Here is a 17,505-nt window from a genome sequence, read left to right on the forward strand (position 1 = left end):
TCCCCAGTCCGGGGACCCCGCCCCGCAGAGCGCGCGTAGACTGACGTGGTGCTTCTGTGTCTGACGGCGTCGCACAAGAACGCCAGCTTCGATCTCCTCGAGAAGCTCTCCGTCGACTCCTCCGCCGTGACCGCGGCCCTCTCCGAGGGGATCGACTTCGTCTCCGGAGCCGTCGTCGTCGCGACCTGCAACCGCTTCGAGGCCTACCTCGACATCGAGGAGCCGCTGACCGCCGCGCAGGCCGTCGCCGTCGAGGCCGCCACCGCCGCTGTCAGCGCCGCGACCGGCGTCGAGCAGGACGAGCTGCGCGGGAGCGTCGACGTCGTCTCGGGCGACCGGGTGGCCGAGCACCTCTTCGCCGTCTCCAGCGGGCTCGAGTCCGTCGTGGTCGGCGAGGGCGAGATCGCGGGCCAGGTCCGCCGGTCCCTCGAGGAGGCGCGCCGCCTCGGCACCACCTCCTCCGAGCTCGAGCGGCTGTTCCAGCGCGCCTCGCAGACCTCGCGCGGCATCAAGAACCGCACCGGCCTCGGCAGCGCCGGCCGCTCGATTGTGCGCCTCGCGCTCGACCTGGCCGCGAGCCGCGTCACCGACTGGCGGGCCGCCCGCGTCCTCCTCGTCGGTACCGGCAGCTACGCGCGGGCGACCGTCGCGGCCCTGCGCGACCGCGGAGTGGTCGACATCGCCGTGCACTCCCCCTCCGGCCGCGCCGAGGGCTTCGCCGCCCGCCGCTCGCTCCGGCCCATCGCCGCCTCCGATCTCGCGCTCGAGGCGGTCTCGGCCGACATCGTCATCACCTGCACCACGACCCAGGAGCCGGTGCTCGACGCCGCCCTGCTCGCCGCCGGGCGCCTCCAGGGCTTCTCCCGCGAGCGCCAGCTCGTGATCGACCTGGGCCTGCCGCGCAACGTCGCCTCCGACGTCACCTCGGTCGCCGGCGTCGAGCTCCTCGACCTCGAGACGATCAGCCTGCACGCACCTCTCGACGTGCTCGACGCGTCGCAGCAGGCGCGCGCGCTCGTCGACAAGGCGGCCCGGAAGTTCTCGGACGTCGCCGACGAGAAGAGCCTCACTCCGGCCGTCGTCGCCCTGCGCGCCCACGTGTTCGACGCGCTCGACGCCGAGATCGAGCGGGCCCGCTCGCGCGGCGACGAGGACGGCCGCACCGAGCAGGCGCTCCGCCACCTCGCCGGCGTCCTGCTGCACACTCCGAGCGTCCGCGCCCGCGACTACGCGCGCGCCGGAGCCCAGGGGGCCTACCTCACCGGGCTCGAGGCGCTCTTCGGCATCGAGGTCCCGGCCGAGCCCGCCGCCGCCGCCCGCCCCGACGCGGACGCCGCCACCGCGTGAGCCTCCGGCTCCCCTTCGACGCGGAGCCGCTGCGCTCCGCGCCGCTGCTCACCGAGCGCCTGCTCCTGCGTCCCCTCGGACCGGAGGACGCCGAGGACCACGCGCGCTACCAGGGCGACGCCGACGCCGTCCGGTTCCTCCGCTGGCCGGTGCGCACCCCCGAGGAGTCGCGGGCGCACCTGCAGCGCCGCCTCCCCTCGACACGGCTCGCCGCTGACGGCGACGTGGCCGTGCTGGCGATCGTCCCCCGGGAGGGCGTCCTCGCCGGGCGGATGATCGGCGACCTCACGCTCATCGCGACATCCGTCGAGCAGGAGGCGGTCGAGATCGGCTGGGTGCTGCACCCGGAGGCGCAGGGGCGCGGCTACGCGACCGAGGCCGCCCGGGCGCTGCTCGACCTCGCGTTCGACACCCTCGGCGCGCACCGCGTGATCGCGCAGCTCGACGCTCGGAACACCGCGTCCGCCCGCCTCTGCGAGCGCCTCGGGATGCGCCTCGAGGCGCACCACCGGGAGGACGAGTTCTGCAAGGGCGAGTGGACCTCGACCCTCGTCTTCGCCCTGCTCGCCCGCGAGCGCTGACCGCAGGGCCGGCTGGTCCGCGCCGGGCGGGACGCCGCCGACCCGTCCGGTCGGCGGCGTCCCGGGAGGAGTGTCAGGCCCCGCGGAGCCCGGTGAAGAGGTACGACTCGAGCTGCTCGAGCGGGATGCGCTCCTGCTTCATCGTGTCGCGGTCGCGGACGGTCACGGCGTCGTCCTCGAGCGAGTCGAAGTCGACGGTCACGCAGTACGGGGTGCCGATCTCGTCCTGGCGGCGGTAGCGGCGGCCGATCGCTCCGGAGTCGTCGAAGTCGACGTTCCAGAGCTGGCGCAGCTGGTCGGCGACGCGGCGCGCGAGCGGCGAGAGTGCCTCGTTGCGCGAGAGCGGCAGCACGGCCACCTTCACCGGCGCCAGGCGCGGGTCGAGGTGCAGCACGGTCCGCGTCTCGACCTTGCCCTTGGCGTTCGGCGGCAGCTCCTGCTCCTCGTAGGCGTCGACGAGGAACGCCATGAGCGCGCGGGTGAGACCGAACGACGGCTCGATCACGAACGGCACGTAGCGCTCGTTCTTGTTCTGGTCGAAGAACGAGAGGTCCTTGCCCGAGTGCTCGATGTGCGTCTTGAGGTCGTAGTCGGTGCGGTTCGCGACTCCCATCAGCTCGCCCCACTCGCCCGAGGCGAAGCTGAAGCGGTACTCGATGTCGACGGTGCGCTTGGAGTAGTGGGAGAGCTTGTCCTTCGGGTGCTCGTACTGCCGGATGTTCTCGGAATTCATCCCGAGCCCGACGAACCAGTCCCAGGCGAGCTGCATCCAGGTCTCCTGCCACTCCTCGTCCGTGCCGGGCTCGACGAAGAACTCGAGCTCCATCTGCTCGAACTCGCGGGTGCGGAAGATGAAGTTGCCGGGGGTGATCTCGTTGCGAAACGCCTTGCCGATCTGGCCGATGCCGAAGGGCGGCTTGCGACGGGCGCTCTGCAGCACGTTCGCGAAGTTGGTGAAGATGCCCTGGGCGGTCTCGGGACGCAGGTAGTGCAGACCCGACTCGTCGTCGACGACGCCGAGGTAGGTCTTCATCAGGCCCGAGAACTGCTTGATCTCGGTCCACTGGCCGACCTTGTCGGGGTGCTCCGGGTCGGGGATGTCGGCGAGGCCGTTCACGGGCGGGTGGCCGTTGACCTCCTCGTACTTCTCGAAGAGGTGGTCGGCGCGGTAGCGCTTGTGGGTGATCAGCGACTCGGTCAGCGGGTCCGAGAAGACGCCGACGTGTCCCGAGGCGTGCCAGATCGCCGTGGGCAGGATGACCGCGGAGTCCAGGCCGACGACGTCGCCCCGGCCCTGCACGAAGGTCTTCCACCACTGGCGCTTGATGTTCTCCTTGAACTCCACGCCGAGCGGCCCGTAGTCCCACGCGGAGCGGGTGCCCCCGTAGATCTCACCCGAGGGGAAGACGAATCCCCTGTGCTGCGCGAGGGTGATGACTTTGTCGAGGGTGGTGGGTTCTGCCACGGGTTGCTCCTCAGCTGTTCGGGCGCACGGGGCCCCGGCGCGCGCCGGCTGCGCGCGTCCTTCTGGTGTGCCCCCATGGTAGCCGCGGGGGCGCCGCGACGGTCCGCCCGCGACGGGCATGATGAGCGGATGAGCACCCTCCCGCCGATCGTCGTGTCCGCCGTCGCCGTCCTCCGCGACCGGCAGGTCCTGATGGTCACGGCGCGGGGCCGCGACGTCCTCTACCTCCCCGGCGGCAAGGTCGACGAGGGCGAGAGCGGGATCGAGGCGGCGGCCCGCGAGACCCGCGAGGAGCTCGGCGCCGTCGCCCTCGGCCTCGTGCCCCTGTTCACCGTCCGGACCCAGGCGCACGGCGAGCCGGAGGGGCGGGAGGTCCACATGAGCGTCTTCGCCGCCGAGCTCGACCGGGAGGCGCGCCCGAGCGGCGAGATCGACTCGCTGCACTGGGTCGACGGCTCCGATGCGGGCCGCTGCCCGCCCGCCGGGGTCGAGACCCTCCGACTGCTGCGCGGTCTCGATCTCGTCGACTGACCCTCCGGCGCCGGGCCGACCGCGGGGCGGCTAGCCTCGTGGCGTGGAGACGAGACGGCGTGCACGGGACCGGTCGAGCGCGGAGGAGCCGGACCGGCTCGAGCCGGTGCGACTGGAGGCGGCCGTGCCGATCCTGCGGATCTTCTCGGTCGCCAAGGCGGGCGAGTTCTACGTCGACTACCTCGGCTTCGAGGTGGACTGGGAGCACCGCGCCGCGCTCGACGCCCCCCTCTACCTGCAGGTGTCGCGCTCGGGGCTCCGCCTGCACCTCAGCGAGCACCACCGCGACGGCAGTCCCGGCGCCGCGGTGCACGTCGCCCTCCGCGGTGTCCGCGAGCTGCACGCCGAGCTCGACGCGAAGGCGTACCCCTACCTCAACCCGCGGATCACCCGCACGCCGTTCGGCTTCGCGCTCGACGTGATCGATCCGTTCGGCAACCAGCTGCGCTTCGCGGAGCCGGCCCCGGTGCCGCGCCTGCCCTGATCGGTGCGCGTGCGGGTGCTTGTACAACCTGAGCGCCGACTGATCAACCGTTCACCGGCCGTCCATGCACTTCGGAGTCCCATCCTTTAGCGTGGCTCCGATGGCTTCACGGGGGACGATCGAGCGGCCGGACACGGCCCGGGCAACGGGACGGCAGCGCCGACCGCGGCTCCGCTTCATGGAGGCCGCACCGCTGGCGACGGGCCTGCTGGGCTCGATCGCGATCCTCCTCGGCTCGCTCGGCGTGGGCTACCTGCCCGCCGGCTCGCCCATCCGCGACTGGCCTCTCGTCGCCTCGATCCGCGCCACGGGCTGGCTCACCGAGTCCAGCGGCGCCCTCGTCGTGGGCGGCGGGATGCTGCTGCTGATCGCGTGGCTCCGCCTGCGCACGGTCGCGCTCGCGGCGGGCCCCGGCTCCGTCCGCACCATCGTGGTGGCGGCCCTCGCCTGGACCGCTCCGCTCCTCGTGACGGTGCCGCTGTTCAGCCACGACATGTTCTCCTACGTGGCGCAGGGTCGCCTGATGACCCAGGGCATCGACCCCTACACCCACGGCGTCGCGACGCTCCCGGGCTGGTTCGACCTCGGCGTCGACCCGCTCTGGGCCGACACGCCCACGCCCTACGGGCCCCTCTACCTCCTGATCGAGCGCACCGCCGTGCAGTTCGCGGGCTACGGCGCACCGGAGCTCTCGATCGCGATGCTCCGCGCCGTGTCGGTCGCGGGCGTGGCCGTCATGGCCGTCTACGCGCTCCGCCTGGCGCGCCTGCGCGGCCTCTCGGTCCCGCTCACCGCCTGGACGATCGTCGCCAACCCGCTGACCCTCGTGCTCTTCGTCGTCGCCGGCCACAACGACTCCGTGATGCTGGCGCTCATCCTCGCGTCGCTCTACTACGCCCAGACCGACCGGCGCATCGCCGCCGTCGTGCTGATGGCCGGAGCGATCGCGATCAAGCCGATCGCCGTGATCGCGCTCCCCGTGCTCGCGCTCCTGTGGCTGCGCCACGACGCGACGTGGCGTGAGCGCACCCGCGGCTGGCTCTGGACGGGCGCCGGAGCGCTCGGCCTCGTGGTCGCCGTCGGGCTGCTCGCGGGCGTCGGGGTCGGCTGGGTCGCGGCGATGGTCGTGCCCGGCTCGATCCTGCACTGGTACGCGCCGATGTCGTTCGTCACGGTCTCGGTCTCCCGCGCCGTCGAGTTCACCGGTCACGACCCCGCCGCGGCGATCGCCGTGGTCAAGATCCTCGCGCTCGGGCTCGCCGGCCTGATCGCTGCGCGCCTCATGCTGTCGCGGCGCTCCATCGATCCGCTCGCCCGCCTGTCCGGTGCGCTGCTCGCGTTCGTGACGGCGTCGACCGCCATCCACCCCTGGTACGCCCTCTGGATCCTGCCGATCGCCGCGCTCGCGCGCCCGTGGAGCCGCTCCCACGTGCACCTGGCGGTCTACGCGTCGATCTTCCTCATGTGCGTCACGCTCGCCGAGCCGATCGACGGCGGAGGCGGCACGATGGACCAGATCCCGGCGCGGGTCGCGACGATCGCCGCGATCGCCGTGGTCGGGATGTACGTCCTCCTCGGCTACACGGACGAGGAGCGGGTCGAGGGTCTGCCCCTCGTGCGCGCGCTGCCGTTCGGCTCCGTGATCCTCGCCCGCCTCAGCGGCGGCCGCCTGGTAGACGCCCGGATGGCCGCCACGCGCCTGCGCGACTAGCCGGAGCCGCGGCTCAGGAGTCGGACTCGTCTCTCCGACGGCGGGTGCGGCGGTCGAGCGCGGCCTGCGCCGTCTCGGCGGCCGAGTCCGGGGAGCCGACCGGCCCGGTGGGTCCGGCGAGGGTGCTCGAGAGCGACGACAGCCAGCCGGAGTCGTCGCGGCCGACGTTCAGCGCCTCCGAGAAGAGGGGGAGGTCGCTGCGGGCGGCGTGGATCGCGTAGGACTCGCGGGAGAACCCGTTGTCGGGGACGACGGGCGTCCTGCGGGACGCGCGCGTGGCGTCCGGGGCCTGCTCCTGTCGCGAGGCGTCCGACGCCTGCTCCTGGGGGGCCTGCTCCTGGGCGGCCTGCTCCCTGCGGGCGTCGCGCTCGTCGCGCGGGGTACTTCTGTCGTGGTCCACGGCGGTCCTCCTGCTCTCCGCCCCGAGCGGAGGGACGGGCGCCGCGATGACGGGGCGGCGCCCGGTCAGGCTACCCCTCGTTCAGGGCGTGGCGTCGTCGTCGGCCTCTGATCGTGGCGCGGGGCGCCAGACGACCAGCTCGGTCCGGCGCTGCGCGCGCGTGCCGTGGCGCAGAGTGACCACGTCCCCCTCGAGTCCGGCGGCGAACACGCGGCGGCCCGGCCGGTTCAGGAGCTCGTCGGCAAGGGCCGACTCCAGCTCGCGCACCCGCTGCGAGAGCGACTGCACCTGGTTCTCGAGCTGCAGGATGCGCGCGATGCCCTCGAGCGAGACGCCCTCGGAGGAGAGCCGGGCGACCTCGCGCAGCTGCACCACGTCGCGCATCGAGTAGCGGCGCGACTTGCCCGCGGTGCGGGTCGGGCTCACGAGCCCGAGCCGGTCGTACTGCCGCAGGGTCTGCGGGTGCATCCCCGCCAGCTCGGCGGCGACGGCGATCGCGAAGACGGGCGTGTTCTCGTCCATGTCTCCTCCTCCGACCGGTCGCGCCGATCCGGTGCTAGTAGCGGGCCTTCTCCAGGATGTCCTCGCGCGGGTCCTCGTCCGGCTCGGCGGCGGCGTAGGCCTCGAGGGCCTCACGGGCGGCGGCGGACAGGTGGCTCGGGACGGCGACCTGCAGGACGGCGAGCAGGTCGCCCGTGCCCTTGGGAGTCGTGACGCCGCGGCCCTTGACGCGCAGGACGCGGCCGCTCGGGGTGCCTGCGGCGACCCGGAGCCTGACGGGCTCGCCGCCGAGCGTCGGCACCTCGATCGTCGCGCCGAAGACGGCCTCGACGAAGGTCACGGGCACCGTCACGCGCAGGTTCAGCCCGTCGCGCTCGAACACCGGATGCTTGCGGACCGAGACGGTGAGCACCAGGTCGCCGGGATCGCCGCCGTCCGGGCTGGGGCGGCCCTTGCCGCGGACGCGGATCTTCTGGTCGTCGGCCACGCCGGCCGGGATGCGCACCGAGAGGGTGCGCCCGTCGCCGGTCTGCAACTGGACGGTGTCGCCCCGGGTCGCGGTGCGGAAGTCGATGGTGGTGCTGGCGGTGACGTCGGCGCCCTTCTGCGGGCCGCCGAAGCCGCGGTAGCCGCCGCTGGGCTGGCCGAAGCGGCTGCCTCCGCCGCCGAACATGCCGCCGAGGATGTCCTCGAAGCCGGGCGGCGGGCCCTGCTGGGTGCTGTAGGAGGTGCGCCCGCCCTGGCCGAACATGCCGCCGAAGACGTCGTCGAACCCTCCGGGCTGGCCTCCCGCGGTGAAGCGCGCTCCGCCGCCCATGGCGCGGATCTGGTCGTACTCCTTGCGCTGCTCGGCGTCCGAGAGCACGGTGTACGCCTCGCTGATCTCCTTGAAGCGCGCCTCGGCCTTCGCGTCCCCCGGGTTGGAGTCGGGGTGGAACTGGCGGGCGAGCTTGCGGTAGGTCTTCTTCAGGTCCGCGGCGGAGACGTCCTTGGACACGCCGAGGACCTTGTAGAAGTCCTTGTCGAACCAATCCTGGCTGGCCATGTGCCTCTTCCTGTGTCGAATGCGGCGAGGGACCCCGCCCCGGTCCGGCAGCGTGCTGCCGAGCGGGGCGGGGTCCTCCGCGGTGGTGGTGCCGGTGGAGGGGTCAGTCGGCGGGGACTGCCACGACCACCTTGGCGGCCCGCAGCAGCGAGCCTCCGAGGTAGTAGCCCGCCTCGACGACGTCCGCGACCGTGGAGGTCTCGGCGCCGGGGGTGGGCTGCTGGAAGATCGCCTCGTGGATGTTCGGGTCGAACAGGTCGCCCACGGCGCCGGTCTTCACCAGGCCGAGCTTCTCCACTCCGCCGCGCAGCTTCTGCGCGATGGCCGTGAAGGGCCCGCCCTCGGCGAGGTCGCCGTGCTTCTCGGCGCGGTCGAGGTCGTCGAGCACGGGGAGGATGACCTTCACCGCGTCGCCGATCGCCCGCTCCTTGTCGACCTGGCGGTTCGCCTCGGTGCGCTTGCGGTAGTTCGCGTACTCCGCGGTCACCCGCTGGAGGTCGGCGAGGTGCTCGGCTGCGAGCGTCTCGGCGCTGGACTGTCCCGAGAGGAACGAGAGGTCGGCGTCCGAGAGGCTGGTCTCGACGTCGGGCCCCTCGGCCTCGATGAGGCCCTCCTGGTCCTGGGCGTCCTGCGCCGCCTCGGCTCCCGCCTCGCCGCCGGTGGCCGGCTGCTCCTCGGGGAGGTCCTGGGGCTCGTTCTCGGCTGCCATGGCTACTTCGTGTCCTTCGGCTCGTCCTCGTCGATGACCTCGGCGTCGACGATGTCCTCGTCGTCCTTCTTGTCACCGTCGGCCGGAGCGTCCGCGGGGGCGCTCTGCGCGGCCTGGTCCTGGGAGTAGATCGCCTGGCCGATCTTGGTCTGCGAGGCGTTGAGGGCGTCGAACGCGGTCTTGACGGCCGCGTCGTCGTCGCCGGCGAGCGCGGTCTTCAGCGCGTCGACGTCTCCCTGCACCTCGGACTTGACGTCCTCGGGCAGCTTGTCCTCGTTGTCCTTGATCAGCTTGTCGATCGAGTACGCCAGGGTCTCGGCGTTGTTGCGGATCTCGGCGGCCTCGCGGCGGGCCTTGTCCTCGGCGGCGTGCTCCTCGGCCTCGCGGACCATGCGGTCGATGTCGTCCTTGGGCAGCGACGAGCCGCCCGTGATCGTCATCGACTGCTCCTTGCCGGTGCCCTTGTCCTTCGCGGACACGTGGACGATGCCGTTGGCGTCGATGTCGAAGGTGACCTCGACCTGCGGGATGCCGCGCGGGGCCGGCGCGATGCCGGTCAGCTCGAACGTGCCCAGGTTCTTGTTGTCGCGGGTGAACTCGCGCTCGCCCTGGAAGACCTGGATCGCGACGGACGGCTGGTTGTCGTCGGCCGTGGTGAAGGTCTCGGACCTCTTGGTCGGGATCGCGGTGTTGCGCTCGATGAGCTTCGTCATGATCCCGCCCTTGGTCTCGATGCCCAGCGAGAGCGGGGTCACGTCGATCAGGAGGACGTCCTTGCGCTCGCCCTTGAGGACGCCGGCCTGCAGCGCGGCGCCGACGGCGACGACCTCGTCCGGGTTGACGCCCTTGTTGGGCTCCTTGCCCCCGGTGAGCTTCTTGACGAGCTCGGCGACGGCCGGCATGCGGGTCGAGCCGCCGACGAGGACCACGTGAGCGATGTCCTCGACCTTGACGCCCGCCTCGGCGATGACGTCGGTGAAGGGCTTGCGGGTGCGCTCGATCAGGTCGCTGGTGAGCTCCTCGAACTTGGCGCGGGTGAGCGTCTCGTCGAGGTTCGCCGGACCGTTCTCGGTGAGCGAGAGGTAGGGCAGCTGGATGCTGGTCGAGGTGCTCGAGGAGAGCTCCTTCTTCGCCTGCTCCGCGGCCTCCTTGAGGCGCTGACGCGCGATCTTGTCCTTCGAGACGTCGACGCCGGTCGAGTCCTTGAAGCGCTTGACCAGGTGGTCGACGACGCGCTGGTCCCAGTCGTCGCCGCCGAGGCGGTTGTCGCCCGAGGTCGCACGGACCTGGATGGTCGAGAAGTCGTCGTCCTTGCCCACCTCGAGGAGGGAGACGTCGAACGTTCCGCCGCCGAGGTCGAAGACGAGGATGAGCTCGTCCTCCTTGCCCTTGTCGAGGCCGTAGGCCAGCGCGGCCGCGGTGGGCTCGTTGATGATGCGCAGGACGTTGAGTCCGGCGATCTCGCCGGCGTCCTTGGTCGCCTGGCGCTCGGCGTCGTTGAAGTAGGCCGGGACGGTGATGACCGCGTCGGTCACCTTGTCGCCCAGGTACTGCTCCGCGTCGCGCTTGAGCTTGCCCAGGATGCGGGCCGAGATCTCCTGCGGGGTGTACTTCTTGTCCTCCACGCCGAAGGTCCAGTCGGTGCCCATGTGGCGCTTGACCGACGCGATGGTGCGGTCGACGTTGGTGACGGCCTGGCGCTTCGCGGTCTCGCCGACGAGCACCTCCCCGTCCTTAGTGAACGCCACGACGGACGGCGTGGTGCGGAAGCCCTCGGCGTTGGCGATGACGGTGGGCTCGCCTCCCTCGAGGACGGCCACGACAGAGTTGGTGGTTCCCAGGTCGATGCCTACGGCACGGGACATATGCGTTGTTCTCCTTCGCGATCGGCGTCGCGCGGGCGGCTGCCGGTCAGTTGACGGGTGGTGCGGAATCCTCTGCGGGAGTTGAGCCCCGCACGCTCAAGTTTACGCATCCGTCGTCTCGCGTCAAGTCCGGAGGCGAGAAGTTGAGTCGCATCGGCTCAACTCTCAGACTCACGGGTCCCGCCGCTTCCGGCCGTTCACCTCCTCCCCCTACGGTGGGCCCATGACGACGCGCACCGGCCGCTGGCCCGTCCTCGCCTGGGGCCTGTGGGACTGGGGCGGATCGGCCTTCAACGCGGTGGTGACCACCTTCGTCTTCACCGTCTACCTGACCACCGACGGGCTCTTCGGCACCTCGAGCGGAGTCTCGGCCGCGCTCGGCTGGTCCCTCGCCGCCGCCGGCGTGGTCGTCGCCGTGATCGCGCCGATCACCGGCCGCCGGGCCGACCTCGGCGGGCGCCGCCGGCTCTGGCTGGGGATCCACTCCGCCGTCGTCGTCCTCTGCATCCTGCTGATGTTCCTCGTGCGCCCCGACCCGGCCCTCCTCTGGCTGGGACTCGGACTGCTCGCGGTCGGCACGGTCTTCTTCGAGTTCGCGAGCGTCAACTACAACGCGATGCTCCTCCAGGTCTCGACCCGGGCGACCATCGGCCGCGTCTCCGGCTTCGGCTGGGGCATGGGCTACGTGGGCGGCATCGTCCTGCTGCTGATCGTGTACTTCGGCTTCATCTCGCCCGAGGTCGGGCTCTTCGGAGTGACGGGGGACGACGGCCTCGACGTGCGCGTCTCGATCCTGGTCGCCGGCGTGTGGTTCGCCGTCTTCGCCCTGCCTGTGCTGGTCGCGGTGCCGGAGACGCCGGCGCGCGCGAGCCGGGCGGAGCGCGTCGGGGTGATCGCCTCCTACCGCGCGCTCTTCGCGCAGGTCGCCGGCCTCTGGCGCGAGAGCCGCAGCACCGTGGCCTTCCTCATCGCCAGCGCGGTGTTCCGCGACGGGCTCACCGGGGTCTTCACCTTCGGCGGCGTGCTGGCGCAGGGCACCTTCGGCTTCGACGCCGGCGAGGTGATCCTGTTCGCCATCGCGGCGAACGTCGTGGCCGGAGTGGCGACCATCTCGGTCGGCGCGCTCGACGACCGCATCGGCCCCAAGGCCGTGATCGTCGCCTCGCTCATCGGCCTGGTCGTCTGCGGCACCGCCGTCTTCGTCCTGCACGACGGGGGGAGCACGGTGTTCTGGATCTTCGGCCTGCTGCTGTGCCTGTTCGTCGGCCCGGCGCAGTCGGCGAGCCGCAGCTACCTGGCCCGCCTCATTCCGGAGGGACGGGAGGGCGAGATCTTCGGCCTCTACGCGACCACCGGGCGGGCGGCCTCGTTCCTCGCGCCCGCCGCCTTCGCAGCCGCCGTCTCGATCGCCGCGGCCGTCTCGGGCAGCGGCGAGGCGAACGTGCAGTACTGGGGCATCCTCGGGCTCGTCCTCGTCCTCGCCGTCGGGCTGGTGCTGCTCCTGCCGGTGCGCCGCCCGCCGGCCACCGCCCCCGTCGTGCCGGAGCCGCGGCTCGCTCCGCACGCCCGCCGGGACTGACGAGGCCCGGACCGCGGAGTCGCTGGCGACGCCCCTCCCCGCGCGCCGCCGGCCGCGGATCAGACCGTGGCGATCCAGAACACGATCAGCAGGAGCGTGACGAGGAAGCCGGTCAGGAAGTTCAGCGCGAGGAAGCGCTTCCAGCCCGCATTCGCCCGCTCCGCCTCGGCGTCCTCGAGCGACCGGTACGGCCAGATGCTCACCGCGTACGGCACCGCGAGGATCGCCGCGAGAGTCCCCGGCCAGGGCAGCAGGAGCAGGAGCAGGCCGCTCGCGACGTAGGCTGCGATGGCGAAGCGCGTGGTCGCCTTCGCTCCGATCACGGTCGCGATCGAGCCGATGCCGCCCGCCCGGTCGGCCAGGATGTCCTGCACCGCGCCGAAGGCGTGGCTCGCGATCCCCCAGAGGAAGAACGCCACGAGCAGCGCCACGAGAGGTCCGGTGACCACGGTGCCCGCGAGGGCGATCCCGTAGACGGCCGGGCTGACGAAGTGGGTCGCCGAGGTCAGCGAGTCGACGAACGGACGCTCCTTGAAGCGGAGCCCCGGCGCACTGTAGGCGATCACCGCGAAGACGCTGATCGCGAGGACCAGCCACGAGACCGGGGATCCGAGCAGCACGAGCGCCACCAGGAACGGCACGTTCGTGGCCACCGCCGCGATCAGCGTCGCGCGGTGCTCGCTCCGGTCGAGCACGGCGCCCTCGACGCCGCCCTTGCGGGGGTTCCGCAGGTCGGACTCGTAGTCGAAGACGTCGTTGATCCCGTACATCGCGAGGTTGTAGGGGATGAGGAAGTAGATCGTGCCGAGCACGAAGGCGAGGTCGATCTCGCGGGTGGTCAGCAGGTACGCCGCCGCGAACGGGTAGGCGGTGTTGACCCAGCTCAGCGGGCGGCTCGAGACGAACAGCGCGCGCAGCCGGTTCACGGCTCGCTCCGACGACGCGAGGGCAGGAGCACCCAGAGCGCCGGGAGGGCGAGGGCCGCGGCGATCGCGTAGGCGAAGTCCTCGATCGGAGCGACGCCGATCCGGATCCCCGAGATCAGGTCGTCGTCGTAGGCGACCAGCAGGCCCACTCCGATCATGATGTTGTCGAAGACGGCGGTCATCACCAGCAGCACGGCGAGCGTGCCGAGGACGGCGGGCAGGCGCAGGACGCGTCGGCGCAGCGCGAGCAGCAGCAGCACCAGCACCACCGCGAGGAACACGGCGTTGAGGAGGAGGTAGGTCACGCGCGCGCCTCCGCCCGCCGGGAGACGCGCTGCGAGAGGAAGCCGTGCACGTCCATCGTCAGGTAGCAGAGCAGGGTGAGGAAGAGGACCTCCTCGACCGGGAGCTCCGGCGCGATCTGCAGGCCGGTCATGTAGGAGGTCTCGCCGCGGAAGAAGACGCCCAGGCCGATCCCCACGAGGTCCCAGACCAGGAAGAACGCGACTCCCACGGGCAGCACGATCGCCGCGCGTCGCGCGTCCGCCCAGAAGAACAGCCGGAAGCGGCGGTCGAGCACGATCATCCCGGTGATCGAGACGAGGAGCGCGAGCAGGTAGAGGATCCCCACGCCTACTCCCCCACGGCGACGGGCGCGACCGGAGCGGACGGCGCCTCCCGCACGGGCAGCGGCTCGGTCGACACGTCGCCGCGCACGCGCTTGAGCATGACCTCGGCGCTGATGATGCACATCGGCAGGCCGATGCCGGGGATCGTGGAGCTGCCGGCGAAGAGCAGGCCGTCGACGTGCCGGCTGACGTTCCCGGCGCGGAAGAAGGCGCTCTGCGAGAGGACGTGGGCCGGTCCGAGCATCGAGCCGCGCCAGGCGCCGAGGTCGCTCTCGAAGTCGGCCGGGCCGATGGTGCGGCGGACGACGATCCGCTCGGCCAGGTCGGTCGCGCCGGTCCAGGACGCGATCTGCGCGATGGCCTGGTCGGCGATGGCCTCGACGCGCGCGTCGCCCGCGCCGTCGACTCCGCCGTGGCCGATCGAGGTGTCGGCGGGGATCGGCACGAGCACGAACAGGTTCTCGTGCCCCTCCGGAGCCGTGCTCGCGTCGGTCGCGCTCGGGCGGCAGACGTAGATCGACGCGGGATCGGGGACGGTCGGGTGCTCGCCGAAGATCTTGTCGAAGTTGTCGCGCCAGTCCTTCGTGAAGAGCAGGGTGTGGTGCTCGAGCTCGGGCAGCTCCCCGCGCACGCCCAGGAGGACGAGGACGGCGCTCGGGCCGGGCTCGCGCTTCTCCCAGTAGGCGGGCGGGTAGGTCCGCAGCTCCTCGGGGAGGAGCGACTGCTCGGTGGTGAAGAGGTCGGAGGCGTTGACGACCAGGTCGGCGGGGATCCGCTCCGTGCCGTCGGGGCCCGTGAACTCGACTCCGACGACCTCGGCGCCGCGGCGTCGGCCGCGGGGCGAGCGGGCGGTGAGGATCCGCGTCGCGGGCGAGGACGTGCGGACGGTGACGCCGGCCTCCTCGGCGACGTCGGCGACCGCCTCGATCAGCTTCGTGAATCCGCCCATCGGATAGAGCACGCCGTCGGCGAGGTCGAGGTGGCTCATCAGGTGGTACATGCTCGGCGCGGCGAACGGCGAGGAGCCGAGGAAGACGGCCGGGTAGCCGAGGATCTGGCGCAGCCGGTTGTCGGTGACCGCCGTCGCCGCGAACGTGTCGAGCGGAGTGAGCAGCAGGCGGCCGAGCCTCCCGGTCCGGCTGAGCACGTCGCGGCGCAGCAGCGGGAGGAAGGACGAGAAGCTCGTGTAGAGGAAGCGGCGCTTGGCCATCTCGTAGGTGTCGCGCGCGGAGTCGAGGTATGCGCGCATCCGCTCGCCCGCTCCGGGCTCGATGCTCTCGAAGAGCGCGAGGTTCGACTCGAGGTCGGCGAGCACGTCGATCGGCTCGTCGACGCCCTCGCTGTAGACCCGGTAGCCGGGGTCGAGCGTGACGAGGTCGAGGCGCTCCTCGGCGCTGGTGCCCATGAGGCGGAAGAAGTGGTCGAACACCTCGGGCATCAGGTACCAGGAGGGACCGGTGTCGAAGCGGAAGCCCTCGTGCTCCCACGAGCCGGCGCGGCCGCCGACGGCCTCGCGCGCCTCCAGGAGGGTCACGTCGTAGCCGTCGCGCGCGAGCAGCGCGGCGGAGGCGAGTCCGCCGATCCCCCCGCCGATGACGACGGCGCGGTGCGGGCCGGTCCTCGAGCGGGTCGCGCGGACGGGGCCGGGGCCCAGGCGCGGACCGAGCGTCGACACGGCCGCCTTGGCCGCGAGCGCCGCCTTGGCGGCCGTGGGCACGCTGACGCGGGCGCGGAGGAGCTCCTCGGCGGGCGTCGCGCGGATCCGGTCGGCCAGGGCGGCGAAGAGGGAGTGGGCCAGCAGGACCGCGCGCCGACTCGAGCGCGGGAGCTCGGCCACGATGGCTGCGGCCTCGGCGAGGTCGTCGTCGAGGTCGGCGAGCAGCGAGGCCTTGTCGCGCTCGGAGAACGCCCGCGGGTCGACTCCGGGGAAGTAGCTGCGGCCGAGGCCGTCGACGTCGGCGGCGAGATCGCGGAGGAAGTTGACCTTCTGGAACGCGGCGCCCAGGCGGCGCGCTCCGGCCACGAGCCGCTCGCGGGCGGTCTCGGAGACGAGCCCCGCGTCCGGCGCCGCGAGGAACACGTGCAGGCACATCAGCCCGACGACCTCGGCGGAGCCGTAGACGTAGGCCTCGAAGGACTCGGGGGTGTGCTCGGTCTCGCGGAGGTCGGCGCGCATCGACGCGAAGAACGGCCGGGTGAGCTCGGTGCCGAATCCGGTCGCCCGCGCGGTCCGCGCGAAGGCGTGGATCACGAGGTTGGAGCTGTAGCCGGAGGCGAGCGCGCGCTCGGTCTCTGCCTCGAAGGCGTCGAGGGACTCCTCCACCGCGGCCCGGTCGAGACGGGCCTCCTCGGCGACGCCGTCGACGATCTCGTCGGCGACGCGCACGAGGGCGTAGACGTCCTCCACCCGCTCGCGGACGCCCGGGGCGAGCAGGCGCGTGGCCAGCCCGAAGGAGGTGGAGTAGCGGCGGATCACCTGCGCGGACGACTCGTGCGCGACGCGGTCGTACAGTTCGCTCTGGCGGCTCATCGTGCCACCGTACGGGGGCTCGGCCGGGCGGAGCGCATCGTCGCGCGCATCCGCGCGTGGCGGACAGCGCTCATCGGGTGCGCCCGACCACGCTGGCCACGAGCGGGCGGACCTCGTTGCGGAAGGCCTCCGACACCGCGGGCGTCTCCAGAGCCGCCCAGGCGCGATCGGCGAACTGGTTCGCGAGCCCCTCGGCGTAGCTGCGGGCGCCGCACTCCTCGAGGATGCCGCGCACCTTCTCCGCGGTCTCGGGCGCGAGGTGCTCGTCGCCGATCAGCGCCTCGATGTCGGGCCAGCAGTCCGTGCCGGCCGCGTGGGCGATGAGGACGGTGCGCTTGCCCTCGCGGAGGTCGCCCAGCGTGGTCTTGCCGGTCTGCCCCTCCGAGCCGAAGACCCCGAGCAGGTCGTCGACGATCTGATAGGCGATGCCGATCCAGCGGCCGAACTCGCCGAGGGCGTCCACCGCGGCGTCCGAGGCCCCGGCGAGGATCGCTCCGGCCTGCAGCGGCGCCTCGAACGAGTAGACGGCCGTCTTGAGGCGCTCCATCTCGAGCACCTCGTCGACCGAGGGCATGCCCGGCATGAGGGAGAAGTCCACATCGGCCAGCTCACCCGCGGCGGAGGCGAAGACGGCCTCGTCGAGCAGGGTGAGCAGGCGGGCCCGCACGCCGTCGGAGGCGCCGACGCCCTCGACGAGGCGGTGGGCGCCGGTGAGGGCGAGGTCCCCGGCGATCACGGCCACCGAGGTCCCGCGGTGCTCGGCGATCGGGATGGAGAGGCCCGCGGTCGTCGCCTCGTCGCGGTAGCTGCCCGAGACGTTCGGGCCGCCGCGGCGCACGAAGTCGCGGTCGATCACGTCGTCGTGCACGATCAGCGCGGTGTGCAGCAGCTCGAACGCCGCGCCGAGATGGGCAGCGGCCTCCGGATCCTGGCCGCCGTGGGCCTCGTACGCGGAGATCACCATCAGCGGGCGGAAGCGCTTGCCGCCGCGGGTGTTGGCCTCCAGCGTCTGCCACAGGGTCAGGTAGCGGGGTCCGAGACGCACCGCCCGGGACCTCGCCAACGAGAAGAACCTGTCCAGGACGGCATCGACGTGCTCCTGCCTCAACCGGGACAGAACCACGGGGTCGCGCGTATCCACGTGGGAAGGCTAACAAAGGGGAGAACCAGGACGATAAGCCGGCTGATGTGTTGCGGCGTGC

Annotated in this window: 17 protein-coding genes; 6 read left to right on the forward strand and 11 right to left on the reverse strand. The window is 72.1% G+C overall.

Annotated elements, in window-relative coordinates; genetic code table 11:
- Positions 1-48 precede the first annotated feature (48 nt).
- Positions 49-1,347: a glutamyl-tRNA reductase gene (locus tag C5C33_RS03315; protein WP_104260433.1), complete on the forward strand. Its 1,299-nt coding sequence runs from the start codon at positions 49-51 to the stop codon at positions 1,345-1,347.
- Positions 1,344-1,928, forward strand: coding sequence for a GNAT family N-acetyltransferase (locus C5C33_RS03320; protein WP_258059379.1), 585 nt, complete (start codon positions 1,344-1,346; stop codon positions 1,926-1,928). Before C5C33_RS03315 ends, C5C33_RS03320 begins: the two co-directional genes overlap by 4 nt.
- 73 nt (positions 1,929-2,001) lie before the next feature.
- Here the strand turns inward: C5C33_RS03320 and C5C33_RS03325 are convergent, their stop codons facing one another.
- Complete coding sequence (locus C5C33_RS03325) at positions 2,002-3,393, reverse strand: glycine--tRNA ligase (protein ID WP_104260414.1); 1,392 nt, start codon at positions 3,391-3,393, stop codon at positions 2,002-2,004.
- Positions 3,394-3,522: 129 nt separating this feature from the next.
- Between C5C33_RS03325 and C5C33_RS03330 the strand changes: the two genes are divergently transcribed.
- The 3 genes from C5C33_RS03330 (at position 3,523) to mptB (ending at position 6,119) form a co-directional block, all read left to right on the forward strand.
- Complete coding sequence (locus tag C5C33_RS03330) at positions 3,523-3,924, forward strand: NUDIX domain-containing protein (RefSeq protein WP_104260415.1); 402 nt, start codon at positions 3,523-3,525, stop codon at positions 3,922-3,924.
- Between the two features lie 43 nt (positions 3,925-3,967).
- Complete coding sequence (locus C5C33_RS03335; protein WP_208543318.1) at positions 3,968-4,408, forward strand: glyoxalase superfamily protein; 441 nt, start codon at positions 3,968-3,970, stop codon at positions 4,406-4,408.
- 100 nt (positions 4,409-4,508) lie between these two features.
- A complete protein-coding gene (gene mptB / locus C5C33_RS03340) occupies positions 4,509-6,119 on the forward strand; it encodes a polyprenol phosphomannose-dependent alpha 1,6 mannosyltransferase MptB (RefSeq protein WP_146078786.1) in 1,611 nt (536 codons plus the stop codon).
- Between the two features lie 13 nt (positions 6,120-6,132).
- On the opposite strand, the gene C5C33_RS03345 is transcribed toward mptB, so the two are convergent.
- The 5 genes from C5C33_RS03345 to dnaK all read right to left on the reverse strand — a co-directional run bounded on the left by C5C33_RS03345 (position 6,133) and on the right by dnaK (position 10,639).
- Entirely contained in the window at positions 6,133-6,519 is a 387-nt protein-coding gene (locus C5C33_RS03345; protein ID WP_104260416.1) for a hypothetical protein, read from the reverse strand.
- Between the two features lie 81 nt (positions 6,520-6,600).
- Positions 6,601-7,041, reverse strand: coding sequence for a heat shock protein transcriptional repressor HspR (locus C5C33_RS03350; RefSeq protein WP_104222887.1), 441 nt, complete (start codon positions 7,039-7,041; stop codon positions 6,601-6,603).
- Positions 7,042-7,075: 34 nt separating this feature from the next.
- Complete coding sequence (locus C5C33_RS03355; RefSeq protein WP_104260417.1) at positions 7,076-8,065, reverse strand: DnaJ C-terminal domain-containing protein; 990 nt, start codon at positions 8,063-8,065, stop codon at positions 7,076-7,078.
- Between the two features lie 103 nt (positions 8,066-8,168).
- Positions 8,169-8,774 carry a nucleotide exchange factor GrpE gene (locus C5C33_RS03360; RefSeq protein WP_104222889.1) on the reverse strand — a complete coding sequence of 202 codons (606 nt, stop codon included), beginning with the start codon at positions 8,772-8,774 and terminating at the stop codon, positions 8,169-8,171.
- 2 nt (positions 8,775-8,776) lie between these two features.
- Positions 8,777-10,639, reverse strand: a complete 1,863-nt coding sequence (dnaK, locus tag C5C33_RS03365) for a molecular chaperone DnaK (protein ID WP_104222890.1) — start codon at positions 10,637-10,639, stop codon at positions 8,777-8,779.
- A gap of 223 nt (positions 10,640-10,862) precedes the next feature.
- Here dnaK and C5C33_RS03370 point away from each other — a divergent pair, with 223 nt between their 5' ends.
- A complete protein-coding gene (locus C5C33_RS03370; RefSeq protein WP_104260418.1) occupies positions 10,863-12,218 on the forward strand; it encodes an MFS transporter in 1,356 nt (451 codons plus the stop codon).
- A gap of 59 nt (positions 12,219-12,277) precedes the next feature.
- Here C5C33_RS03370 and C5C33_RS03375 read toward each other — a convergent pair whose 3' ends face one another.
- From C5C33_RS03375 to C5C33_RS03395, 5 genes are all read right to left on the reverse strand, one after another.
- Complete coding sequence (locus C5C33_RS03375) at positions 12,278-13,144, reverse strand: prenyltransferase (protein ID WP_104222892.1); 867 nt, start codon at positions 13,142-13,144, stop codon at positions 12,278-12,280.
- A complete protein-coding gene (locus tag C5C33_RS03380) occupies positions 13,141-13,449 on the reverse strand; it encodes a lycopene cyclase domain-containing protein (protein ID WP_104222893.1) in 309 nt (102 codons plus the stop codon). Before C5C33_RS03380 ends, C5C33_RS03375 begins: the two co-directional genes overlap by 4 nt.
- On the reverse strand, positions 13,446-13,775 hold the full coding sequence (locus tag C5C33_RS03385; RefSeq protein ID WP_104255346.1) for a lycopene cyclase domain-containing protein: 330 nt from the start codon (positions 13,773-13,775) through the stop codon (positions 13,446-13,448). The genes C5C33_RS03380 and C5C33_RS03385 overlap by 4 nt, the downstream gene beginning before the upstream one ends.
- A 2-nt stretch (positions 13,776-13,777) precedes the next feature.
- Positions 13,778-16,303, reverse strand: coding sequence for a phytoene desaturase family protein (crtI, locus tag C5C33_RS03390; RefSeq protein WP_104260419.1), 2,526 nt, complete (start codon positions 16,301-16,303; stop codon positions 13,778-13,780).
- A 70-nt stretch (positions 16,304-16,373) separates the two neighbouring features.
- Positions 16,374-17,348, reverse strand: coding sequence for a polyprenyl synthetase family protein (locus C5C33_RS03395; RefSeq protein ID WP_244229492.1), 975 nt, complete (start codon positions 17,346-17,348; stop codon positions 16,374-16,376).
- Positions 17,349-17,505: the final 157 nt, after the last annotated feature.

Source organism: Rathayibacter sp. AY1H3 (genome assembly GCF_002932015.1).

Coding starts and splice junctions, on each gene's coding strand:
- C5C33_RS03330 (WP_104260415.1), top strand. CDS start 3,523: ATGAGCACCCTCCCGCCGATCGTCGTGTCCGCCGTCGCCGTCCTCCGC.
- C5C33_RS03355 (WP_104260417.1), bottom strand. CDS start 8,065: ATGGCCAGCCAGGATTGGTTCGACAAGGACTTCTACAAGGTCCTCGGC.
- C5C33_RS03360 (WP_104222889.1), bottom strand. CDS start 8,774: ATGGCAGCCGAGAACGAGCCCCAGGACCTCCCCGAGGAGCAGCCGGCC.
- C5C33_RS03350 (WP_104222887.1), bottom strand. CDS start 7,041: ATGGACGAGAACACGCCCGTCTTCGCGATCGCCGTCGCCGCCGAGCTG.
- mptB (WP_146078786.1), top strand. CDS start 4,509: ATGGCTTCACGGGGGACGATCGAGCGGCCGGACACGGCCCGGGCAACG.
- dnaK (WP_104222890.1), bottom strand. CDS start 10,639: ATGTCCCGTGCCGTAGGCATCGACCTGGGAACCACCAACTCTGTCGTG.
- C5C33_RS03370 (WP_104260418.1), top strand. CDS start 10,863: ATGACGACGCGCACCGGCCGCTGGCCCGTCCTCGCCTGGGGCCTGTGG.
- crtI (WP_104260419.1), bottom strand. CDS start 16,303: ATGAGCCGCCAGAGCGAACTGTACGACCGCGTCGCGCACGAGTCGTCC.